Origin of the sequence: Microbacterium suaedae (assembly GCF_003254645.1) — a bacterium.
Taxonomy (GTDB): domain Bacteria; phylum Actinomycetota; class Actinomycetes; order Actinomycetales; family Microbacteriaceae; genus Microbacterium; species Microbacterium suaedae.
In genome coordinates, this window is sequence record NZ_PNFD01000002.1 from 196,587 (window position 1) to 216,227 (window position 19,641).

Annotated in this window: 18 protein-coding genes; 10 read left to right on the plus strand and 8 right to left on the minus strand. The window is 68.1% G+C overall.

From position 1 onward, the window contains the following. Positions 1-5 precede the first annotated feature (5 nt). Positions 6-1,319: an ABC transporter permease family protein gene (locus C0012_RS07465; RefSeq protein ID WP_162621855.1), complete on the plus strand. Its 1,314-nt coding sequence runs from the start codon at positions 6-8 to the stop codon at positions 1,317-1,319. Between the two features lie 46 nt (positions 1,320-1,365). On the opposite strand, the gene C0012_RS07470 is transcribed toward C0012_RS07465, so the two are convergent. Further along, positions 1,366-2,427 carry a COX15/CtaA family protein gene (locus tag C0012_RS07470; RefSeq protein WP_232527825.1) on the minus strand — a complete coding sequence of 354 codons (1,062 nt, stop codon included), beginning with the start codon at positions 2,425-2,427 and terminating at the stop codon, positions 1,366-1,368. A 228-nt stretch (positions 2,428-2,655) separates the two neighbouring features. On the opposite strand from C0012_RS07470, the gene sufB reads away from it, so the two are divergent. The 6 genes from sufB (at position 2,656) to C0012_RS07500 (ending at position 7,988) form a co-directional block, all read left to right on the plus strand. Continuing rightward, positions 2,656-4,074, plus strand: a complete 1,419-nt coding sequence (sufB, locus tag C0012_RS07475) for a Fe-S cluster assembly protein SufB (protein ID WP_110589209.1) — start codon at positions 2,656-2,658, stop codon at positions 4,072-4,074. Between the two features lie 2 nt (positions 4,075-4,076). Then, positions 4,077-5,294 (plus strand): Fe-S cluster assembly protein SufD, encoded by a 1,218-nt coding sequence (gene sufD / locus C0012_RS07480; RefSeq protein WP_110589208.1) that lies wholly within the window; start codon positions 4,077-4,079, stop codon positions 5,292-5,294. Further along, entirely contained in the window at positions 5,291-5,617 is a 327-nt protein-coding gene (locus tag C0012_RS07485; RefSeq protein ID WP_110589207.1) for a non-heme iron oxygenase ferredoxin subunit, read from the plus strand. Before sufD ends, C0012_RS07485 begins: the two co-directional genes overlap by 4 nt. Before the next feature lies 1 nt (position 5,618). Continuing rightward, the gene (gene sufC / locus C0012_RS07490) at positions 5,619-6,389 is read left to right on the plus strand and encodes a Fe-S cluster assembly ATPase SufC (RefSeq protein ID WP_110589206.1); all 771 of its coding nucleotides are present in this window, start codon (positions 5,619-5,621) and stop codon (positions 6,387-6,389) included. Between the two features lie 10 nt (positions 6,390-6,399). After that, a complete protein-coding gene (locus C0012_RS07495) occupies positions 6,400-6,729 on the plus strand; it encodes a metal-sulfur cluster assembly factor (RefSeq protein WP_110589205.1) in 330 nt (109 codons plus the stop codon). 107 nt (positions 6,730-6,836) lie between these two features. Then, a complete protein-coding gene (locus C0012_RS07500; RefSeq protein WP_232527826.1) occupies positions 6,837-7,988 on the plus strand; it encodes a MalY/PatB family protein in 1,152 nt (383 codons plus the stop codon). Between the two features lie 6 nt (positions 7,989-7,994). Here the strand turns inward: C0012_RS07500 and C0012_RS07505 are convergent, their stop codons facing one another. Next, positions 7,995-8,531 (minus strand): TetR family transcriptional regulator, encoded by a 537-nt coding sequence (locus C0012_RS07505; protein WP_110589427.1) that lies wholly within the window; start codon positions 8,529-8,531, stop codon positions 7,995-7,997. Positions 8,532-8,584: 53 nt separating this feature from the next. On the opposite strand from C0012_RS07505, the gene C0012_RS07510 reads away from it, so the two are divergent. From C0012_RS07510 to C0012_RS07520, 3 genes are read left to right on the plus strand one after another with little or no spacing between them, the layout of a single operon-like run. Continuing rightward, positions 8,585-9,181, plus strand: a complete 597-nt coding sequence (locus C0012_RS07510) for a biotin transporter BioY (RefSeq protein WP_110589204.1) — start codon at positions 8,585-8,587, stop codon at positions 9,179-9,181. Continuing rightward, complete coding sequence (locus tag C0012_RS07515) at positions 9,178-9,870, plus strand: energy-coupling factor ABC transporter ATP-binding protein (protein WP_110589203.1); 693 nt, start codon at positions 9,178-9,180, stop codon at positions 9,868-9,870. Before C0012_RS07510 ends, C0012_RS07515 begins: the two co-directional genes overlap by 4 nt. Continuing rightward, complete coding sequence (locus C0012_RS07520; protein ID WP_110589202.1) at positions 9,867-10,460, plus strand: energy-coupling factor transporter transmembrane component T family protein; 594 nt, start codon at positions 9,867-9,869, stop codon at positions 10,458-10,460. The genes C0012_RS07515 and C0012_RS07520 overlap by 4 nt, the downstream gene beginning before the upstream one ends. Here C0012_RS07520 and C0012_RS07525 read toward each other — a convergent pair. Genes C0012_RS07525 through C0012_RS07550 form a run of 6 tightly spaced genes read right to left on the minus strand, consistent with a single transcriptional unit; the run spans position 10,453 to position 19,500 of the window. Beyond that, positions 10,453-11,763, minus strand: a complete 1,311-nt coding sequence (locus C0012_RS07525) for an ATP-binding protein (protein WP_110589201.1) — start codon at positions 11,761-11,763, stop codon at positions 10,453-10,455. The genes C0012_RS07520 and C0012_RS07525 overlap by 8 nt on opposite strands. Next, positions 11,760-12,479: a LytR/AlgR family response regulator transcription factor gene (locus tag C0012_RS07530; protein ID WP_110589426.1), complete on the minus strand. Its 720-nt coding sequence runs from the start codon at positions 12,477-12,479 to the stop codon at positions 11,760-11,762. Before C0012_RS07530 ends, C0012_RS07525 begins: the two co-directional genes overlap by 4 nt. 53 nt (positions 12,480-12,532) lie before the next feature. After that, complete coding sequence (locus tag C0012_RS07535; protein WP_232527827.1) at positions 12,533-13,546, minus strand: glycosyltransferase family 2 protein; 1,014 nt, start codon at positions 13,544-13,546, stop codon at positions 12,533-12,535. 19 nt (positions 13,547-13,565) lie between these two features. Next, positions 13,566-14,180, minus strand: coding sequence for a hypothetical protein (locus tag C0012_RS07540; RefSeq protein ID WP_110589199.1), 615 nt, complete (start codon positions 14,178-14,180; stop codon positions 13,566-13,568). Then, positions 14,177-16,609: a glycoside hydrolase family 3 C-terminal domain-containing protein gene (locus C0012_RS07545; RefSeq protein ID WP_110589198.1), complete on the minus strand. Its 2,433-nt coding sequence runs from the start codon at positions 16,607-16,609 to the stop codon at positions 14,177-14,179. The genes C0012_RS07540 and C0012_RS07545 overlap by 4 nt, the downstream gene beginning before the upstream one ends. Further along, positions 16,606-19,500 (minus strand): glycoside hydrolase family 3 protein, encoded by a 2,895-nt coding sequence (locus tag C0012_RS07550; RefSeq protein ID WP_232527828.1) that lies wholly within the window; start codon positions 19,498-19,500, stop codon positions 16,606-16,608. The genes C0012_RS07545 and C0012_RS07550 overlap by 4 nt, the downstream gene beginning before the upstream one ends. Positions 19,501-19,641: the final 141 nt, after the last annotated feature.

Genomic DNA, 19,641 nt, shown 5'->3' on the forward strand with positions numbered 1-19,641 from the left:
GGCTGGTGTTCGCTGAACTCCGGCACTCGCCTCGTGCCTGGACAGGCGTCTTCGCGCTCGCCATCGTGACGGGGCTCGTGGCGTTTGTCGCGGGGGCCTTGCTCGTCTCGAGCGGCCACTACGCCGGCAGCACGCGGCAGCTCGTGGCCAACTCGGGACAGATGCTCGCGGTCTTCACCTCGATCAGCGCGCTCGTGGGGGTCACCGGGGCGTCGAACTTGACGGTCGCGCTGCAGCGGCGCACGCTCGCGCTCTGGCGGCTCGCGGGCGTTCGGTCCGGTGCCGTCGGGCTTATGACGCTCGTGCAGCTGGCGATGGTCGGGTCCCTCGGGGCGGGGGTCGGGTGCCTCGCTGCCGGACCGATGCTGGGTCCGTTCTTCGATTGGGTACAGGGCATATGGATAGGCACGGAGCGGATCGAGCCGCATGTAGGAGCCTCGACGATATTCGGGACGATCGTGGCCGTCGCGGGGCTCGTCGTGCTCGGTGGCCTGCGTGGAGCCATGAGCGCGAGCCGGACCGAACCGATCGAGGCGCTGCGCGAGCCGGAGCCGCCCACGCGCACGATGGGACGGATCCGATGGGGCGTCGCCGCGGGTGTACTCGCCGTGACGCTCGCCCTCGTCTGGCGCCTCGAGGACGCGCCGTTCGGCGAACAGGTCAACCGGGGGATGTTCCTCATACCCGCGCTCGCCGGACTCGTCGCTTCGCTCGGGCCTCTCGTCTTCCCTACCTTCCTGCGGGTCTGGACGTCTATTCTTCCTCCGCGACTCGCGCCCTCGTGGTTTCTCGCTCGGCACGACGCGCGCTATCGGCTCAGCCAATCGACGGCCGTCATCGGCCCACTCATGGTCGGCATCGCGCTCGCCGCGGCGGTCCCCACGGGAGCTGCGACGTTCGGTGCTACGGCGGACGGAGGTGACTGGACGATCGACCCTGAACCCCTGGTGCTCATGCTGGGCGGACCGTTGCTCGTCGCCGCGGCGACGGCCGCCGTCACGGTGTTCATGGTGAGCGGCGGGCGGGAACGGGGGGCCGCGCTCGTGCAGGTCGCGGGTGGCGGGCGGCGCACTGTGATTCTGGCGGCTGCGTGGGAGGCGCTGATCCACGCGGCGACCGCGACGATGTTGGGCGTGGCAGTCACGGCCGCGGGCGCCTTCGCTCTCGCAGACGCGGTCGGCATCGCGGAGCCGCAGATCGCGTGGCTTCCGGTTGTGCTCGTTGCCATCGGGGGAGCGGCGCTCATTCTCCTGGCCACCGTGATTCCCGCACTCACTGCGCTGAGGGTGCCTTTGTCGCGGATGCTCGCGGCGGTCTGATCAGAGGTCTGTGACGAAGGATCACCGACGCGTGGCTGCGAGAGCTCTATCGCACCGCCGAGAGCGAGAGCGCCGTGACCGGCCGCTTCATCCGCAGCACGACGACGACGTAGGCGGCCGCCGAGAGCGCCGCGAGCACCATGTGGATCCCGACGAGGAGCGGGGGGAGCGCGGCGTTCGCCTGCCAGATGCCCACCACGATCTGCACGACGAGCACGCCCAGGAAGGCGTTCGACCAGGCGCGTGTGGGGAGGCGGCGGATCCCGGCGATCACGGTGATCGCGAGCGCGAGGGCAAAGAGGAGGTATCCCGGCCAGGAGTGCACGTGCGCGAGCAGCGTCGCGTCGAAGCCATCGCGCTGAACGTACTTGTCGCCCGAGTGCGGGCCGTTCGACGTGGTGAGCACGCCGAACGCGATCGTGAGCGCGAGCACGAGGGAGGTGACGTGCACGAGGATGGCGTAGCCCTTCGGCACGGCGAGTTCGCGGGCGCCCGGCTCGGCGTTCATCCGCACGAGGAATGCCGCCGTGACGCAGACAAGCGCGAGCGACGAGGCGTAGTGGAAACCAACGATGAACGGATTGAGTCCCGTCAGCACGGCGCTGCCGCCGACGACGGCCTGCGCCATGACGCCGACCAGGACGATCCAGGCAAGTGACACGAGGTCGCGGCGGACGGGCGTGATGATCAGCGAGTGCACGGCGCCCGTGATCGCGGCGACCAGCAGCACGACCGACATGGGAACCGCGCCCGACGCCCCTGCCGCGGTGAACGCGACGTAGGCGCCGACCGCGAGGACGATGCCGCCCACGGCGAACAGAACCGCGGGAAGGAGTGAGCGCCGGCGCCCGGCGGCGTGCAGGACGAGCAGCAGCACGACGAGGGCGAGGATCCCGACCAGGCCCGTCATCGTGCGGTTGCCGAACTCGATGACGCCGTGGATGCCCATCTTCTCTGTCGGCACGAGGGAATCGGGTGTGCAGAGCGGCCACTCGGAGCAGCCGAGCCCGGATCCCGTGAGCCGCACGGCGCCGCCCGTGGCGATGATGATGACCTCGGCGACGAATGACAGCCAGGCGAAGACCTTGAGCGCGGGGGAGATCGTCATGGGGAGGGCTCCTGAACCAGCCCTGAACGTTACGACGAAACCGACGAGGCGCAGGGCGAAACCTGTAGAATTGAGTGATGAAGGATTCCCACGCGCCGCGTGCGGCATCCGCGAACAGTCTAGGCGCGAGATCTGCGTCATCGATGAGGGTCCAAACACACCGCGTCCACTCCGGCGCGGTGGAGCAGATGACACTGTTCGAGACCCGTGAGGAGAGTGTGAGCCGACATGTCTGAAGTGCTGATCGACCGCCCAGAGCTCGAAGGGCTGGGGGTGTACGAGTTCGGCTGGCACGATTCCGATGCCGCCGGCGCGAGCGCCCAGCGTGGGCTGAGTGACCTCGTCGTGCGCGATATCTCCGGCCAGAAGGACGAGCCGGAATGGATGCTGAAGAACCGGCTTAAGGCGCTGAAGCTGTTCGACAAGAAGCCGATGCCGACCTGGGGTGCCGACCTCAGCGAGATCGACTTCGACAACATCAAGTACTTCGTCCGTACGACGGAGAAGCAGGCTCAGAGCTGGGAAGACCTGCCCGACGACATCAAGAACACCTACGAGCGCCTCGGCATCCCGCAGGCCGAGCGAGAGCGTCTCGTCGCCGGCGTCGCCGCGCAGTACGAGTCTGAGGTCGTCTATCACCAGATCCGCGAGGACCTCGAGGAGCAGGGTGTCATCTTCATGGACACCGACACGGCGCTGCGCGAGCACCCCGAGTTCTTCGAGGAGTACTTCGGCACCGTCATCCCCGCCGGCGACAACAAGTTCGCGGCGCTGAACACGGCCGTCTGGTCGGGAGGATCGTTCGTGTACGTCCCCAAGGGCGTGCACGTCGAGATCCCGCTCCAGGCCTACTTCCGTATCAACACGGAGAACATGGGCCAGTTCGAGCGCACGCTGATCATCGCCGATGAGGGCAGCTACGTGCACTACATCGAGGGCTGCACGGCGCCGATCTACAAGAGCGATTCGCTGCACTCGGCCGTCGTCGAGATCATCGTGAAGAAGAACGCCCGCGTGCGCTACACGACGATTCAGAACTGGTCGAACAACGTCTACAACCTCGTCACGAAGCGCGCTGTCGCGGAAGAAGGCGCGACGATGGAGTGGGTCGACGGCAACATCGGGTCCAAGGTCACGATGAAGTACCCGTCGATCTTCCTCATGGGCGAGCACGCCAAGGGCGAGACTCTTTCGGTCGCGTTCGCCGGCCCCGGCCAGCACCAGGACGCGGGCGCGAAGATGATTCACATGGCGCCGTACACGCAGTCGTCGATCGTGTCGAAGTCGATCGCCCGCGGCGGCGGTCGCGCCGGCTATCGCGGCGAGGTCCGCGTCGACGAGAAGGCCCACCACTCGGCCAACTCGGTCGTCTGCGACGCCCTGCTTGTCGACACGCAGTCGCGATCCGACACCTATCCGGCGATCGACATCCGTGTCGACGACGTCGTGCTCGGACACGAGGCGACTGTGTCGAAGGTCAGCGAAGAGCAGCTGTTCTACCTCATGAGCCGCGGTCTTGAGGAGACCGAGGCCATGTCGATGATCGTGCGCGGCTTCATCGAGCCGATCGCGCGCGAGCTGCCGATGGAATACGCGCTGGAACTCAACAAGCTCATCGAGATGGGCATGGAAGGATCGGTCGGCTGAGAATGACGACTGGCACCACGGCGCCCGAGGCGGCGCAGGAACAGCACGGCCACATGGACCCGGCCCGCGCGCTCGTCGAGCCGCAGGACGGCGTCACGATCCCCGTTCAGACACGTTCGGAGCGTCCGCGCTCGTTCGATCCCGCTGACTTCGGCACCCCGACGGGACGCGAGGTCAACTGGAAGCACACGCCGATCGCGCGCATCTCCCCGCTGTTCGAGCAGGCGACGTCGAACGATGGTGTGAGCTATTCGTTCGCATCGGGCGGAGAGTTCCAGGCGCCCGGGCTGAAGATCGGAGACACGCCGCGCGGAGAGTTCTTCGAGCCCGAGGACATCACGGGCGCCGTCGCATGGCACGGCGCGACCGAGGCGCTGCACATCCGGCTTCCGCGCGAAACCGAGCTCGACGAGCCGATCGTGCTCGACATCACGGGGCAGGGCGCCGAGCTCCGAGCCGACGGCCACCTCGTGATCGAAGCCGAGCCGATGTCGAAGGGCACGGTCGTTCTGCAGCACTCGGGTACCGCCCAGTACGCGCAGAACGTCGAGATCATCGCCCGCGATGGCTCGAACCTCACGGTCATCTCCGTGCAGAAGTGGGGCGACGACGCGATCCACGCGGCATCGCATCAGGCGCGCGTCGACCGCGACGCATCGCTGACCCACTTCGTGATCACGTTCGGCGGCGGCGTCGTCCGGGTCAACCCGAACCTGGAGCTTGCGGGCCAGGGTTCGGAGGGCGAGATGTTCGGGCTTTCCTACAGCGACGCCGGACAGCACTTCGAGAACCAGGTCTACCTCTTCCACAAGGGTGAGTCGACGACGGGTGACGTGCTGTACAAGAGCGCCCTGCAGGGGGAGACCGCGCGCAGCGTGTGGATCGGCGATGTCCTCATCGGGCCGGACGCGACGGGAACCGACTCCTACGAGGCGAACCGCAACCTCGTGCTCACGAACGGCGCGCGCGCCGATTCGATCCCGAACCTCGAGATCAAGACGGGCGACATCAAGGGAGCCGGCCACGCGTCGGCGACCGGTCGCTTCGACGACGAGCAGCTCTTCTACCTGCAGGCGCGCGGCATCACGGAGGAGGAAGCGCGGCGACTCATCGTCCTCGGCTTCCTCGCCGAGATCCCGCAGCGGATCCAGATCGCCGATCTGCAGGCGACGCTCATCGCCGACATCGAGCGCGAGATCGCTGAGGGAGTCGCGGCGTGAGCGCCACGCGCGTGTGCGCTCTCAGCGAGCTCGCACAGGACGAGCCTCTCCGCGTCGAGGTCGACGGCAAGCCCATCGCCCTCGTACGCGACAGCAACGACGAGGTCCACGCGATCGGTGACACCTGCACGCATGGCGACATCTCGCTGTCCGAAGGATTCGTCGAGGGTGACACGCTCGAGTGCTGGGCACACGGATCGGCGTTCTCGCTGCGCACCGGCAAGCCCCTGAACCTCCCCGCTTACGAGCCCGTCCCGGTCTACGCCGTCCAGATCGACGGCGACGACGTGCTCATCGACATCAATGTGAAGAAGGAAGACTGACATGGCTGTTCTCGAGATCCGCGACCTGCACGTCACGGTCGAGACGGATGAGGGAACCACCCCCATCCTCAACGGCGTGAACCTCACGATCCGCAGCGGTGAAACGCACGCGATCATGGGGCCGAACGGATCCGGCAAGTCGACTCTCGCGTCGACGATCGCCGGGCACCCGAAGTACACCGTCACGAGCGGCACGATCACGCTCGACGGCGAGGACGTCCTCGAAATGGCCGTTGACGAGCGCGCTCGCGCCGGCCTGTTCCTCGCGATGCAGTACCCGGTCGAGATCCCCGGTGTGACGGTGACGAACTTCCTCCGCACCGCGAAGACGGCGCTCGACGGCGAGGCTCCCTCGATCCGTCACTGGACCAAGGACGTCACGGCGGGCATGAAGAACCTCCGGATGGATCCGAAGTTCGCCCAGCGCAACGTCAACGAGGGCTTCTCGGGTGGTGAGAAGAAGCGTCACGAGATCCTGCAGCTCGAGCTGCTCAAGCCGCAGATCGCGATCCTCGACGAGACCGACTCGGGCCTCGATGTCGACGCGCTCAAGGTCGTGTCGGAGGGCGTGAACCGCGCGAAGGAGAACACGGGCCTCGGCGCCCTGCTCATCACGCACTACACGCGCATCCTGCGCTACATCAAGCCCGACTTCGTGCACGTCATGGTCGCGGGCCAGATCGTCGAAGAGGGCGGCTCCGAGCTTGCCGACCGCCTCGAGAACGAGGGCTACGCGGGCTACCTGCCCGAAGACACCCCGATCGAGGCGTAGAATCGTCGATATGACAGCCACGCTCACCTCCGAGAAGTTCGACGAGGTCACCGAGGCGCTCAAGGACGTCATGGATCCCGAGCTCGGGGTCAACGTCGTCGATCTGGGTCTCATCTATGACCTCGCGTGGGATGACGAGAACGACGCTCTCGTCATTCACATGACGCTGACCAGCGCCGGCTGCCCCCTCACCGACGTCCTCGAAGAGCAGACGGCTCAGTCGCTCGATGGCGTCGTGGAGCGCTTCCGCATCAACTGGGTGTGGATGCCGCCGTGGGGCCCCGAGAAGATCACCGACGACGGGCGCGACCAGATGCGCGCCCTCGGCTTCGCGATCTGAGCCACAGGAACCATCCCGCCGAAACGGCCCGCAGAGTCATCTGCGGGCCGTTTCGCGGTGTTGCGTGACGATGTCTCGGGCGCGCGTCGCCAGATAGGCTCGGATCCGTGACGACTCCTCTCGACGCTCTGCCCCTCGACACTCTCCGTCAGCGTTCGAGCACGAAGTGGGCCACGCACCCGCACGATGTGCTGCCGCTGTTCGTTGCGGAGACCGACTTCGCTCTCGCCGAACCGATCGAGCGCGCCCTCGCGGAGGCGCTGCGCATCGGTGACACGGGATACGTGCCGCCGAAGACGCGCTATCCCGAGGCCTTCGCCGGATTCGCCGCGAGGCGCTGGGGGTGGCAGGTGGATCCGGCCCGCGTGCGCACGACGTGCGACGTCATGATGGGCGTGGCGGAGCTGATCCGTGCGACGGCCCAGCCGGGAGAGAAGGTCGTCATCACCTCGCCCGTCTATCCGCCGTTCTTCGATGTGCACGACGAGTCGCGCACGCAGGCGGTCGACGTCCCCCTGCTGCGAGATGACGCGGGCTGGAGCCTCGATCTCGACGGCATCGACCGGGCGTTCGCCGACGGCGCCGTCGCGATCCTGCTGTGCAATCCGCACAACCCGACGGGGACGACCCACTCGCGCGAGTCTCTCGCGGAGCTCGCACGCATCGCAGAGCGGCACGGCGCCGTCGTGATCAGCGACGAGATCCACGCTCCTCTCGCGATGCCGGGCGCGACGTTCACGCCGTTCCTCACGGCGTCGCCCGAGGCCGAGCAGGTGGGTGTGTCGGTGCAGAGCGCGAGCAAGGCCTTCAACCTCGCCGGGCTCAAGTGCGCGCACATGGTCACGGCCTCCGACCGGATGACGAAGATCGTGCAGGACATCCCGATGGAGGTCGAGTGGCGCACGGGGCTGTTCGGCATCAAGGCGGGCATCGCGGCGTTCGAAGAGGGCGACGCGTGGCTGGAGGCGCTCGTTGCGCGCCTCGCCTCGAACCAGACCCTGCTGGTCGATCTGCTTGCCGAGCATGTTCCGGGCGCGGTGTACCAGCCCGGTGATGCGGGCTTCCTCGCGTGGGTGGACCTGAATCCGCTGGGCTGGGGTGATGCGCCCGCGGAGCGGATCCTCGACGAAGCGCGCGTCGCGCTCGTTCCCGGGCTCGCATTTGGCCAGGCCGGGGTGGGTTTCGCCCGCATCAACTACGGCACGGGACCCGAGATCCTCACGGAGGCGATCGAACGGATCGGGCGGCTTACGAGCTGATGGATCTCAGGCGCGCCCAGATGTGAGGGCGGCGACGCCGGCGTCGAAGTCGGCGCGGGTGGACGCCGCGATCTGCCCCGGATCGGCGTCGACAGCCCCGATGACGGCGGCCTGCATGCGCTGCTGCACGAGCGACGCATGGCCCAGGATGAACTGCATCAGGACGCGCGCGTCGCGCGTCGGATCGGCGGAATCCTCGGCCGCGTACGCATCGCGGAGGCGGTGGTGCATCGCGTGGGTGCCGAGCGACAGGGCGGCGGTGGACACCACGACCTCCGCGCCGTCGCGATGCCGGAGCAGCGCGTCGCGGAGCGCCCAGGCCTCGGCCCGCACCGAATCGGCGGGGGTCGCCTCCGTGACGATCCGGTCGGCGAGCGCTGCGAGCAGGGACTGTTTGTTGTCCACGTGCCAGTAGAGCGCGCTCGGCTGCACGCCGAGAGCTGTCGCGAGGCGCCGCATCGTGAGGTCGGGCAGTCCGTATTCGTCAAGCAGCGCGAGCGCGGTGTCGACGATGCTCGTGAGGTCGTGTCCGTGGCCGCGCATATCCATGATTATACTGAACGTCGTTCAATGAACGTCGTTCAGGAAGGATCCACATGGCCGAGACCTCGCGCTGGGAGGCCCGCGACATCGCTCGCGTCGCCGTCTTCGCCGGAATCATCGTCGTCCTCGGGCTCATGGGGCCCATTCCCGTGCCGGGGCTCGTGCCCATCACGGCACAGACGCTCGGCGTCATGCTCGCGGGCACCGTTCTGGGCTGGCAGCGGGGCGCGGCGGCTGTGCTCGTCGTTCTCCTGCTCGTGGCTGTTGGTCTCCCCGTTCTCTCCGGAGGGCGCGGCGGCCTCGGCGTGTTCCTCGGGCCCACCGGCGGATACGTCGTGGGGTGGGTCTTCGGCGCCACGGCCGCCGGTTTCCTCGCTCATGCGGGCGCCCGCCGGCTCGCCTGGTGGCGGGTGGTTCTCGGCGCGATCGTCGGAGGCATCGTCGTGGTCTACGCGTTCGGGATCCCCGTGCAGGCGGCCGTCGTCGGCACCTCCTTCGCGGAGACGGTCCTCACCTCCCTCGTGTTCCTGCCCGGTGATGCGATCAAGGCGGCCATCGCGACCGCGCTGACGATGTTGCTGTATCGCGCGTACCCGCCGGCATTCCCGGCATCGGTGCGCCGTGGCCGCGCCGCGCGGCCGGCGTCGTGATCCGGACGACGGGCCTCGGCGTCGAGATCGACGGCGCGCGCATTCTCTCCGACGTCACGGTCGCCCTGGACCAGCCGCGCATCGCGGTCATCGGTGCGAACGGATCCGGGAAGTCGACCTTCGCGCGCACGCTCAACGGCCTCGTGCCTCCGAGCGAGGGGACCGTCGAGGTGCAGGGCATCGACGTCGCGCGTGAGGCGCGGCGCGCGCGGGACGCCGTCGGCTTCCTGTTCACGAATCCCGATGCGCAGATCCTCATGCCGACGCCGGCCGAGGATCTCGCGCTGTCGTTCCGCGCGGCGCGGGTGCCCCGGGCGCAGATTCCCGATCGCGTCTCCGCCGCGTTCGAGCGTTTCGGGCTCGCCGGTCACGCGGATCAGCCCGCCTACAGCCTCTCGGGCGGTCAGAAGCAGCTGCTCGCCCTCGCGGCGGTTCTCGTGCGCGCGCCGCGCGTTCTCGTCGCCGACGAGCCGACGACGCTGCTCGACCTCGGCAACGCCCGCCGCATGGCCGATCTGCTCATCAACGGCGACGACGCGGGGGAGCAGCCCGAGCAGGTCGTCGTCGTCACGCATGACCTCGAGCTTGCGGCGCGATGCGACGTCGCCCTGCGCTTCGCCGACGGCCGTCTCGACGAGATCGGCGAGCCGCGAGACGTGATCGCCCGATACCGCGCGGAGTTCGCGTGATCCCTCTCTACCGCCCTGGCCGCAGCCCGCTGCACCGCTTGCCGGCCGGTGCGAAGCTTCTGGGGCTCGCCCTGCTCGCGGTGGCGGTGTCGCTCTTCCCGCACACGCCGCTGTCGGCCGCGGTGACGCTCGCGGCGACGCTGGGGCTCTTCCTCCTCGCCGGGCTGGGCGTGGGCGGATGGCTGCGCCAGCTGTGGGCGACGAAGTGGATCATCGTCCTCCTCGCCGTGACCCAGGCGGTGTTCCTCGGCCCCGAAACCGCCTTGACCGGGACCGCGCGCGTCGTCGCGGTCCTCCTGCTCGCCGCCGTCGTGACGATGACGACCCCCACGGGCGACATGATCGAGGTCCTTCAGCGGGCACTGAAGCCGCTCCGTCCGCTCGGCGTGGATCCGTGGCGCGCCGCCTTCACGCTGTCCCTCACGATCGCCGTCATCCCCGTCGTCGCCTCCCTGGCATCCCAGGTGCGCGAAGCGCAGCGGGCGCGCGGCGTGCGGCTCGGTCCTCGCGCGATCGTCACGCTGCTTGTGCTGGCGCTTCGACACGCCGACGACATGGGTGATGCCCTCACGGCTCGCGGCGTCATCTAGATCCGCGCGGGAACAGCATGCGCAGCGAGAACCAGGTCTCGTCGGCCGCGATCGAGACTGATCCGCCGTACGATTCCACCGTGCGCTCGATGCTGCGCAGACCGTAGCCGTGGCGGCTCGTGTCGCCCTTGCGCGTCGCGAGTGCGCCGTTGCGCCGCCGGAGCACGCCGTCGAAGGTGTTCTCGACGCGGATCATGACGAAGTCGTCGTGCGCGAACAGTGCGAGCCGGACCGAACGGCGATCCGGATCCTCGACGCGCTGCGCGCTCTCGATCGCGTTGTCGAGCGCGTTCCCCGTGACGGTGCACACGTCGAGCACGCTCATGAAGTCGAGCAGGGCGCCGTCGGCGACGCAGGTGAGCGAGACGTCGTGGTCCTGCGCCGTCATCGCCTTCGCCTGGAGCATCGTGTCGAGCACGGCATTGCCCGTGCGGAATCGTGTTCCGTAGTCGGCGATCGAGCGCTCGAGTTCGTCGGCGAGCTGCGTGCGCAGCTCGGGATCCCTCTCGGATCGGATCGCGAGCAGGGCGTGCTTCATGTCGTGGTGGCGCCGGGCGACCTCGTCGATTGCGCGCTTCGTCGTGAGGTACTGCTCGTGCTGACCGCGCAGCAGCGACTCCATCGCGTTCGTCTCGGCGCGGGCTCGCACCTCGCGACGCCACTCCTGCTGCGCGTACAGGGCGATCGCGCCGCACAGATCGACGAGAGTGCGGATATAGAAGATCTCGGGGCCGAGCCGGCCGCTGAAGGGCGTGTTCGCGCTGAGGAAGCTGAGATTCGACATCGCGAACGTGACGGCCGCGATGGCGACGGCGCCGACCACCTCGCGTCCGCCGACCTCGAGGTCTTCTCCGCGCGGCATGTGGCGGGATTCGGCGAGGCCCGCGAGTCCGAAGATCGCGCCGTAGATGCCGACCGCGAGGAGGATCGGCGCCGGGGAGAGCGGATCTCCGAGGGAGAAGTAGGTGTGCAGCTGCCAGTGCAGAGATGCCGTCAGTTCGGCCAGGACGAACGCGCGCGCGGCGATGTAGACCGTCGCCGTCCATGGCGCCGACAGACAGGCACGGATGAGGAACACCATGACGCCCACGGCGGCGAGCATTCCGATCGTCCAGAGCGAGAGAGGCAGCAGATCGGCGAGCAGCTGCGTGGCGATGAGGGCGGCGAGGCCTGCCGCGAGCAGAACCCAGAGCCCGGCCGAAGCCAGCCGCTTTCGCAGCACGAGAATGTACACGGCGCACGCCGCCCACTCGGCGACGCCCGTGAACAGGCGAGGGATGTCCGGGAGGACGTCGTCGATCACGCGGGCGCCCCGACGGTTCCGATATGCGCGGCGAGCTCGGCGAGGAACGCCTTGCGCTTCGGGCGGCTGATCGGCAGGGCTGCGCCGCCGCGGATCCGGCACTCGCTCTGCTGGACGCCCGTCACATGGCGCAGATTCACCAGGAAGCCGCTGTTGCAGCGCGCGAAGCCCGCACCATCGAGCTCCCCCTCGATCGCTTTGAGTGATGAGACCACGGAATGGGTCCGGTCCGGCGTGTGGATGACGACGCGGTGGCCCGCGCTCTCGACATAGAGGATCTCGGCCACATCGATGCGGTGGTGGTCGCCGCCCTCCTGGAAGAGGAGAGAGCGTCGTTCGCGGGCGCGGTGCTGGGCGAGGACGCGGTCGATCTCCTGCGCGAACGCGCCGTATGAGACAGGCTTCAGCAGGTAGCTCAGCGCGCGGACCTCGTAGCCGCTGATGGCGTATTGCGGGGAGTTCGTGATGAACACGATCGCGACGTCCTGGTCGACCTCCCGGATCCGCGATGCCGCCGTCATGCCCGAGACGCGCTCCATCTCGATGTCGAGCAGCAGCACGTCGAAGTCGGAGCGGTAGACCGCGAGAAGTTCAGCGCCGTCGGTGAACGTCGAGATGTCGAATCGGGGGCCGTGATCGACCTGGTAGCGGAGGAGATGGCTGACGATGATGTCGCGGCTCATCGCGTCGTCCTCGACGACGGCGATCCGCATCATGCGCGCCATCCCCACATCACCATCCCGTTCAGCGTAATCGCGGGAGCGGAACGTCAGCTGAAGCCGACGACCCGCCGCGCGACCCGGTAGGCGAGCAGCGACATCTGGCGCCCCGTCGGGCCGGGGAGATTGCTGCTCGTCCCGATGACGCCGCGCCGAAGGCGCGTGTACACCCACGGGCTCTCGCGCTTGATGTCCTGCCAGAACTCCGCGCGCGTCGCGAGGTGTTCCGGGGTGCCCGCACGGACGAGCATGACCGAGGTGATGCCGCACAGCACCTCGACGTGGTGAAGGAGATACGCGTGCAGTCCTGCCGGAACCGTGCCGGGAGCCGGGAGGGCCTCGAGCACGAGCCGATTCACGCGCACCTGCTGATCCACGCGCCGCACCATGACGGCGTCGTTGACCGACTGATCGTCGCGCCCGATGAAGTACCGGTACAGGTCGACGTCGAGGTAGAACAGTCGACGGGAGCGGGCGAGAGGCGTCACGACGAACAGATTGTCGACGTAGAAGGTGCGCTCGGGCAGCGTCAGTCCGGAGGCGCGCACGAGGCTCGTCCGATACACGAGCGCGTGCATCATCAGGTACTGGCGCGCGCCGAAGCGGCCGACGTCGTCCCAGTCGAAGACGCGGCCGGCCGGCATGACCGAGGAGTATCGGGTCGTCCGCGTGCGGCGGCCAACGCGCTCGTGGACGTAGTTCGTCACGACCGCGTCGACGCCACCATCTCGTTCAAGGCGCGAAAGCGTCGCCAGAAGCGTCACGAGCGCGTCCGTGTCCAGCCAGTCGTCGCTGTCGAGAACCTTCACATACGTTCCGGTCGCGGCAGCGAGGCCGGCGTTGATCGCGCCGCCGTGTCCGCGGTTCTCCTGATGGATGACGCGGAACAGATCGGGTCGCCGCGCCGCGTAGGCGTCGGCGATCGATCCGGTGTCGTCGGCGGATCCGTCGTCGACGATGATGACGTCGATGCCCTCCGCGAACTGCTCGAGGGGCCCGCAGGCGCGATCAAGGTAGTCGGCCGCGTTATAGGCAGGGACGACGATCGAGAGGAGGGGGGTCACGATTCGATTCTGCCCCGTGTCATGCCGTAATCACCTCCGATTTCTCGGGGACCTGTCGGAAGATCAGCTTGAAGATCGGGTAGAACACCCAGAACGAGATCGCCGCGTTGATGATCATCGTCACGATGTCGGCGATCGTCTCGCCCGTCGCGCCCCAGCCCCATCCGGAGATGAGCAGCTCGTAGATGGGGGCCTTGTAGAAGCCCTGTGCGGCGGCCGCGATGAAGGTGATCACGATGTAGGCGATTGTGTACCACAGCGCGGCCCACCAGATCGACGTGTTCGACTTGAACGTGATGCTGCGCTGGGCGAAGAAGTTGATGACCTGCGCGATCAGGAGAGTGATCTGCACCGAGAGGAAGTAGGCGAGCCCACCGCCGCCCTCGGGGAGAGCGCCCTCTCCGTAGTCGAACATGTGGTACTGGCTGCCGTCGACGTCGGATCCGACAGGGAACACCTGGAAATCGACATTGACCAGATCCGTGAAGGTCTCGAAGCCCCACCGGAACCCCGGCATGAGGATGAACTGCAGCACCGTCACGCCGTTCGACAGCAGGAAGAACATGGCGAACTTCGACAGTTCGGGGTGCTTCGTCTGGAAGGCGGTCCACCAGGAGCGGATGCGCGTGATCATGATTCTCCTCCGCTCTGGGCACGGAACTTCCGGCGACCTGCACGCTCCGAGCGGCGACCGCGCGCGAACGCGACGGCCATCTGCCCGAGGCCGCGCAAGGCGCGGCCGTTGACGATCGTGAGGACTCCGTCGACGAGCGTGGGAGACGCGAAGCCGCCCGACATCTTCGAGATGGCCCGGAATGGCATGTTCAGCAGGAACAGGGTGTTGAGATCGGGCGTTCCCCGACGCTCGAGCGCGCGGCGTCGGCCGTCGAGCACGCGGAAGACCAGGCGGCCCAGGGCGCTCGGCGCGTGCTCGAGCCGCAGCAGCGGATCATTGACGCGGATCTCGGCGGTCTCGGCATGCGCGGGGATGTCGCGCCCGAGGAGCGCGCGGAATTCCTCGTCGGACACGTCGAGGACGTCGGCCGACGCGTATGCAGCAAGCGCGGGATCCGGCGTGCCCGCCGCGACCGTGCCTGCCACGTCGACGCGGTCGGTGAGCCGGATGTCGCGCACGCTCGCGCCGACGCGCACCTCATACGCGCCGCTCTCCACCTGCCACGACGAGGTTTCGACGTCGAAGTGCCGGAAGGCGCGTTCGCCGAGGGGAACGGACACGCTGCGGGCCTCGCCCGGCTCCAGAGCAACCTTCCGGAAGCCGCGCAGCTCGAGCGCGGGCCGGACGACACTGCTCGCGTCGACGCGCGACACGTACACCTGCGCGATCTCCGCGCCGGCGACGGATCCCGTGTTCTCGATCGTGAACGTCGCTTCGTCGGGGCCGACGACGAGGTCGCGGTAGGCGAACGTCGTGTAGCTCAGGCCGAAGCCGAACGGGAAGGCGACGTCGGCCTCGGCCGTCTCGGAGTGGCGATAGCCGATGAACGGCCCCTCGCGGTACTCGGCGACCGGACCGGCGCTCGGGAAGCGCCCAGACGCGGGGGTGTCGGCCAGGCGGCGAGGGAACGTCTCGGCGAGCTTGGCCGAGGGCGCCACGGCGCCCGTGAGGACGTCGAGGAGGCCCTCGGCGCCAGCTTGGCCGCCGAGCGCCGCGAACACGAGCGCATCGGGTTCCTCGGCCCACGGCATCTCGACCGCTCCTCCCGCGCTCACGAGCACGACGACCTTCTTCGCCGCCGCGCGGACCGAGCGCAGCAGCTCCTCCTGATTGCGGGGGAGCGCGAGCGTGTCTCGGTCGAGCCCTTCCGATTCGGAGGTCTCGGGCAGGCCGAGGTGCACGATGGCGACGTCCGCGCGGCGCGCCGCGGTCGCGGCCTCCGCCTGGAGCTGGGGATCCGGCGTGCCGTCGCGGTGGAAGCCGCGGGCGAACTCCACGAGATCGAGGTCGCTCGTCTCGACGGCGCCCAGGAGCGTCGACAGGCGGGTCGGGTTCACGAGCGAGGATCCCGCGCCCTGATAGCGCGGCGTCTCGGCGAAGTCGCCGATCACCGCCACGCGCGTCCCGGGCGCGAGGGGGAGCGTCGCACCTTCATTGCGCAGCAGCACGGCGCTCGCGGCCGCCGCGCGGCGGGCGAGGGCGTGGTGCTCCGCGACGTCCACCTGCGCCCGTACCCGGGCCGTGGTGCGATCGACGAGCGTGAGCACCTCCGCGACGCGCGCGTCGAGGTCGGCCTCGTCGAGATCGCCGGCGCGCACGGCCTCGACGATCTCGCGGGCCGACATGAAGCCGGGGGACGGCATCTCGAGCGTGCCACCCGCGGCCACCGCCGCCACGGCATCGTTTCCGCCGCCCCAGTCGCTGACGACGGCACCGTCGAAGCCCCACTCCTCGCGGAGCACCTCGGTGAGGAGGTGGTGGTTCTCGTGCGCGTACACGCCGTCGACGCGGTTGTACGACGACATGATCGCCCACGGTCGCGCTTCGCGCACGACCGTTTCGAAGGCCGCCAGATAGATCTCTCGCAGCGTGCGCTCGTCGAGCACGGAGTCGCTCGCCATCCGACGCAGCTCCTGGCTGTTCGCGGCGAAGTGCTTGGGCGTCGCGGCGACGCCCTGCGACTGGATGCCGCGCACATACGCCGCCGCCATGCGGCCGGCCACCTCGGGATCCTCCGAGAAGTACTCGAAGCTGCGCCCGCCCAGCGGGCTGCGCTTGATGTTGAGGCCGGGGCCGAGGAGGACGTCGACGCCCTGCGCCGACGCCTCCCGGCCGAGAGCCGTGCCGATCTCCTCGGCGAGCGGCTCATCCCACGTGTTGGCGATGCCGGCGGCCGTCGGGAAGCAGGTCGCCTCCTGCGAGCCGTTCAGGCCCAGGTGATCCGCGGATCCCGTCTGCTTCCGCACACCGTGCGGACCGTCGGACAGCCACAGCTGCTCGATGCCGAGGCGGGGGATCCCTCGTGTGCGCCACGTGTCGTCCCCGCTGAGCAACGCTGCCTTCTCGAGCAGGCTCAGGCGAGCGATTCTGTCGTCGTCGGTCGTCATTCAGGCTTCTCCACTTCTGCGATCGGGCGCGTGGCGTGGCGGCGGAAGCGGACGACGACCCAGGCGATGCCGGCGAGGACGAGCGCCGCGAGCACGATCGTGCCGATCAGCACGCCGATCTCCCAGCCCGCCATCTGGTAAGTGAGGGTCGCTCCGGGCGCCATGCCGTTCATCGCGTTCGAGTTCGCGACCGTATACAGGATGTTGTGCAGGGCCGTGCGCATCGTGCTGACGGCGTAGGCGCTCTCCGTGTCAGCCATCTTCTTCGATCCCTCGAAGGTCAGCTGCAGATCGGATCCCGCCGCGATGCCCTGCCCGGGGTACATGAAGCCGTAGAGGTTGAAGTCGGTGATGACGAAGCCCTCGAAGCCCCACTCCTCGCGCAGCACGCCCGTCATGAGCGGCTCCGAACCACCGGCCCAGGTGGCGCCGATGCGGTTGAACGAGCTCATCATTCCGAGCGCGCCGACCTCGGCGGTCTGCTTCTCGCCGTCTTCGTTGAGGTAGGGCACCTCGCCCGAGACGTCCTTGACGATCATCTCGAACGGCTTCAGGTAGATCTCGCGGATCGCCTGCTCGGTGGCCCAGGTCGCGAGACCCTCGCCGTTGACGCGGTTCGTCTCCATGTCGTTCATGGCGAAGTGCTTCGTCATCGTGTAGACGCCGCGCTCGAGCGCGCCGTTCGCGACCTCGGTCGCGAGCGCGCCGGAGATGACCGGGTCTTCCGAGTAGTACTCGAAGTTGCGGCCGGCGAAGGGGGACCGGTGAAGGTTCACGGCGGGCGCGTACCAGCCGTTGACGCCCATCGTGAGCGCCTCGTTGCCCGCGGCGACGCCCATCTCGTGCGCGAGCTCGGTGTTCCAGGTCTGCCCGATGAGGTAGTTCGACGGGAAAGCCGTGCCCTGCCACAGTTCGGGGTTGATGAACGAGCTGAAGCCGGCGGGTCCGTCGATGTCGTCGGTGCGGATCTTGCCGATGTCGGGCAGCGCGGCCGTGTTGTACGCGCCGCTGAGGAGCACGCTCGTCATGTCGTCGACCGTCAGTTCGTCGAGCAGTTCGCCCCAGGCGGGGTCGTCATACGCGAGGCCGCGCATGTCGACGAGCTGCGCATCCCCGTCGACGCCCGTCGCGGGCATCTCGGCGTCGGATGCCTCGGCGGCCGCCTCGGCGTCGTACGGCTGGAAGCCGGCGACGGTCGCCTCGCTCGCCGTGAAGTCGTCGCCCTCGGGCGCCGTGGGGAAGGTGCCCGCGAAGTCGGCGCGCGAGAACTCCGTTCGCTGGCCGTCCGAGAACGCGTCCGAGACATCGTCGAAGCGGTTGACGGCGGGTGCGACATCGCTTGCGCGGCCGTCGACATAGGCGACGGTCTCGTCGACGGTGTAGCGGATCGGATCCACGCCGTCGGCGAGCGTGTGCGAATCGGTCTGAAGCTTCAGCTCGTACGCGCCCTCTTCGAGAACGTACGCGGCCTCGCCGCGGAAGTCGTACGACGCCATGTCTTCGACCGCCAGCGAGACCGTCACAGTCTCGGTCGCGCCCGGGGCGATCTCCGGAGTCTTGGCGAAGTCGCCGAGCACGACGTGCGCCTTCTCGATCCCACCCGTGGTGTACGGGGCCGTGTAATACAGCTGCACGACGTCCTTACCGGCGACGTCGCCCGTGTTGGTCACGTCGACGTCGATCTCGATCTCGCCCTCGACGTCGCCGAGGCGCTCGTCGGCCACCGACCACGAGAAGTCCGTGTAGCTCAGGCCATAGCCGAACGGGTACACGACGGCGTCGTCGTAGTCGAGGAAGCCCTCGACGGCGGCCGTCTCGTAGTAGCGGTAGCCCGTGTAGATGCCCTCCTCGTAGTCGACGAAGAAGGCGTCATCGATGTTCTCGTAGGCGTAGTCGCCGAAGTTCGCGAACGTCGGGTCTGCGGTGAAGTCGCGCGAGAAGATGTCGACCGTGTGGCCGGACGGGTTGACCGCTCCGCTCAGGATGCGCCCGAGAGCGTTGAAGCCCGCGTTGCCGGGCGATCCCGCCATGATGATGCCATCGACGTCAGCGTCGTCTTCGAGGGGTCCGAGCTCCATCGAGGTCGACGCGTTGATCACGACGACGACGTTCTCGAAGCGCTCCTTCGCGAGGGCGAGGAGGTCCTTCTCGTCCTGGTCGAGCTCGAGCTGGTGCTGTCCGTCGGAAGCACGCTCGTCCCACGACGTCATATCGGTCGCCAGGTCGCCGCCTTCGCCACCACCGCGGCCGATGACGACGATGGCTGCGTCGCCGAAGTCGGCGAAGCTGTCGACCGCCGCATCGGTGTAGTCACCCACGGGCATCTCGCCGATGTTGTAATTCGACGCCTCGGGGTCGTCCATGACGATGTTCGTGCGGCCGCCGTCTGCGGCGGGGTTCGCCTCGGCATACTCGGCGAGCAGATCGTAGACCGTGTGGTTCACCGAGAAGCCCGCGTTCTCGATGCCCGTGCGGATGTCGACGGCAGTCGTCGTATCGGCGGAACCCGATCCGGATCCGCCGTACACGGGATCCGCCGCGCCGCGGCCCAGCAGCGTGACGGCGCCGGTCTCGAGGGGCAGGGTGCCGTCGTTCTTGAGGAGCGTCATGCCCTCATCGGCCATGCGCTCGACGACGTCAGACGAAGCGGACTTCGCGTCTTCCTTCGTCGCGTGGTCACCCGTGTAGTACGCGGTGTCCCATCCCTCGGTTTCGGAGACGTTCTCGATCTCCCAGGTGCCGGCGCCCATATAGGACTCGACGGCGCCGCGGAACATGCCGATCGCGACATTCGCGCCGATGGCGATGATCGCCACGAACGCGAGGATCGGAATCCAGATGCCGAGGAACTTCCGATTGCTCATCGGCTTCTTCGCCGCTGTGGTGCTCACGCTGCTCTCCTTGCAGTTCGACTATCGGCCGACGTCGATGCCGGCCCAGTGCAGGGTGGATATCGAGTCATCACAGCACCCGTGCGGAGTCGGAGGTGCGGCACGTGCATGATCTGTCGATCCTCATGCATAACCTGCATC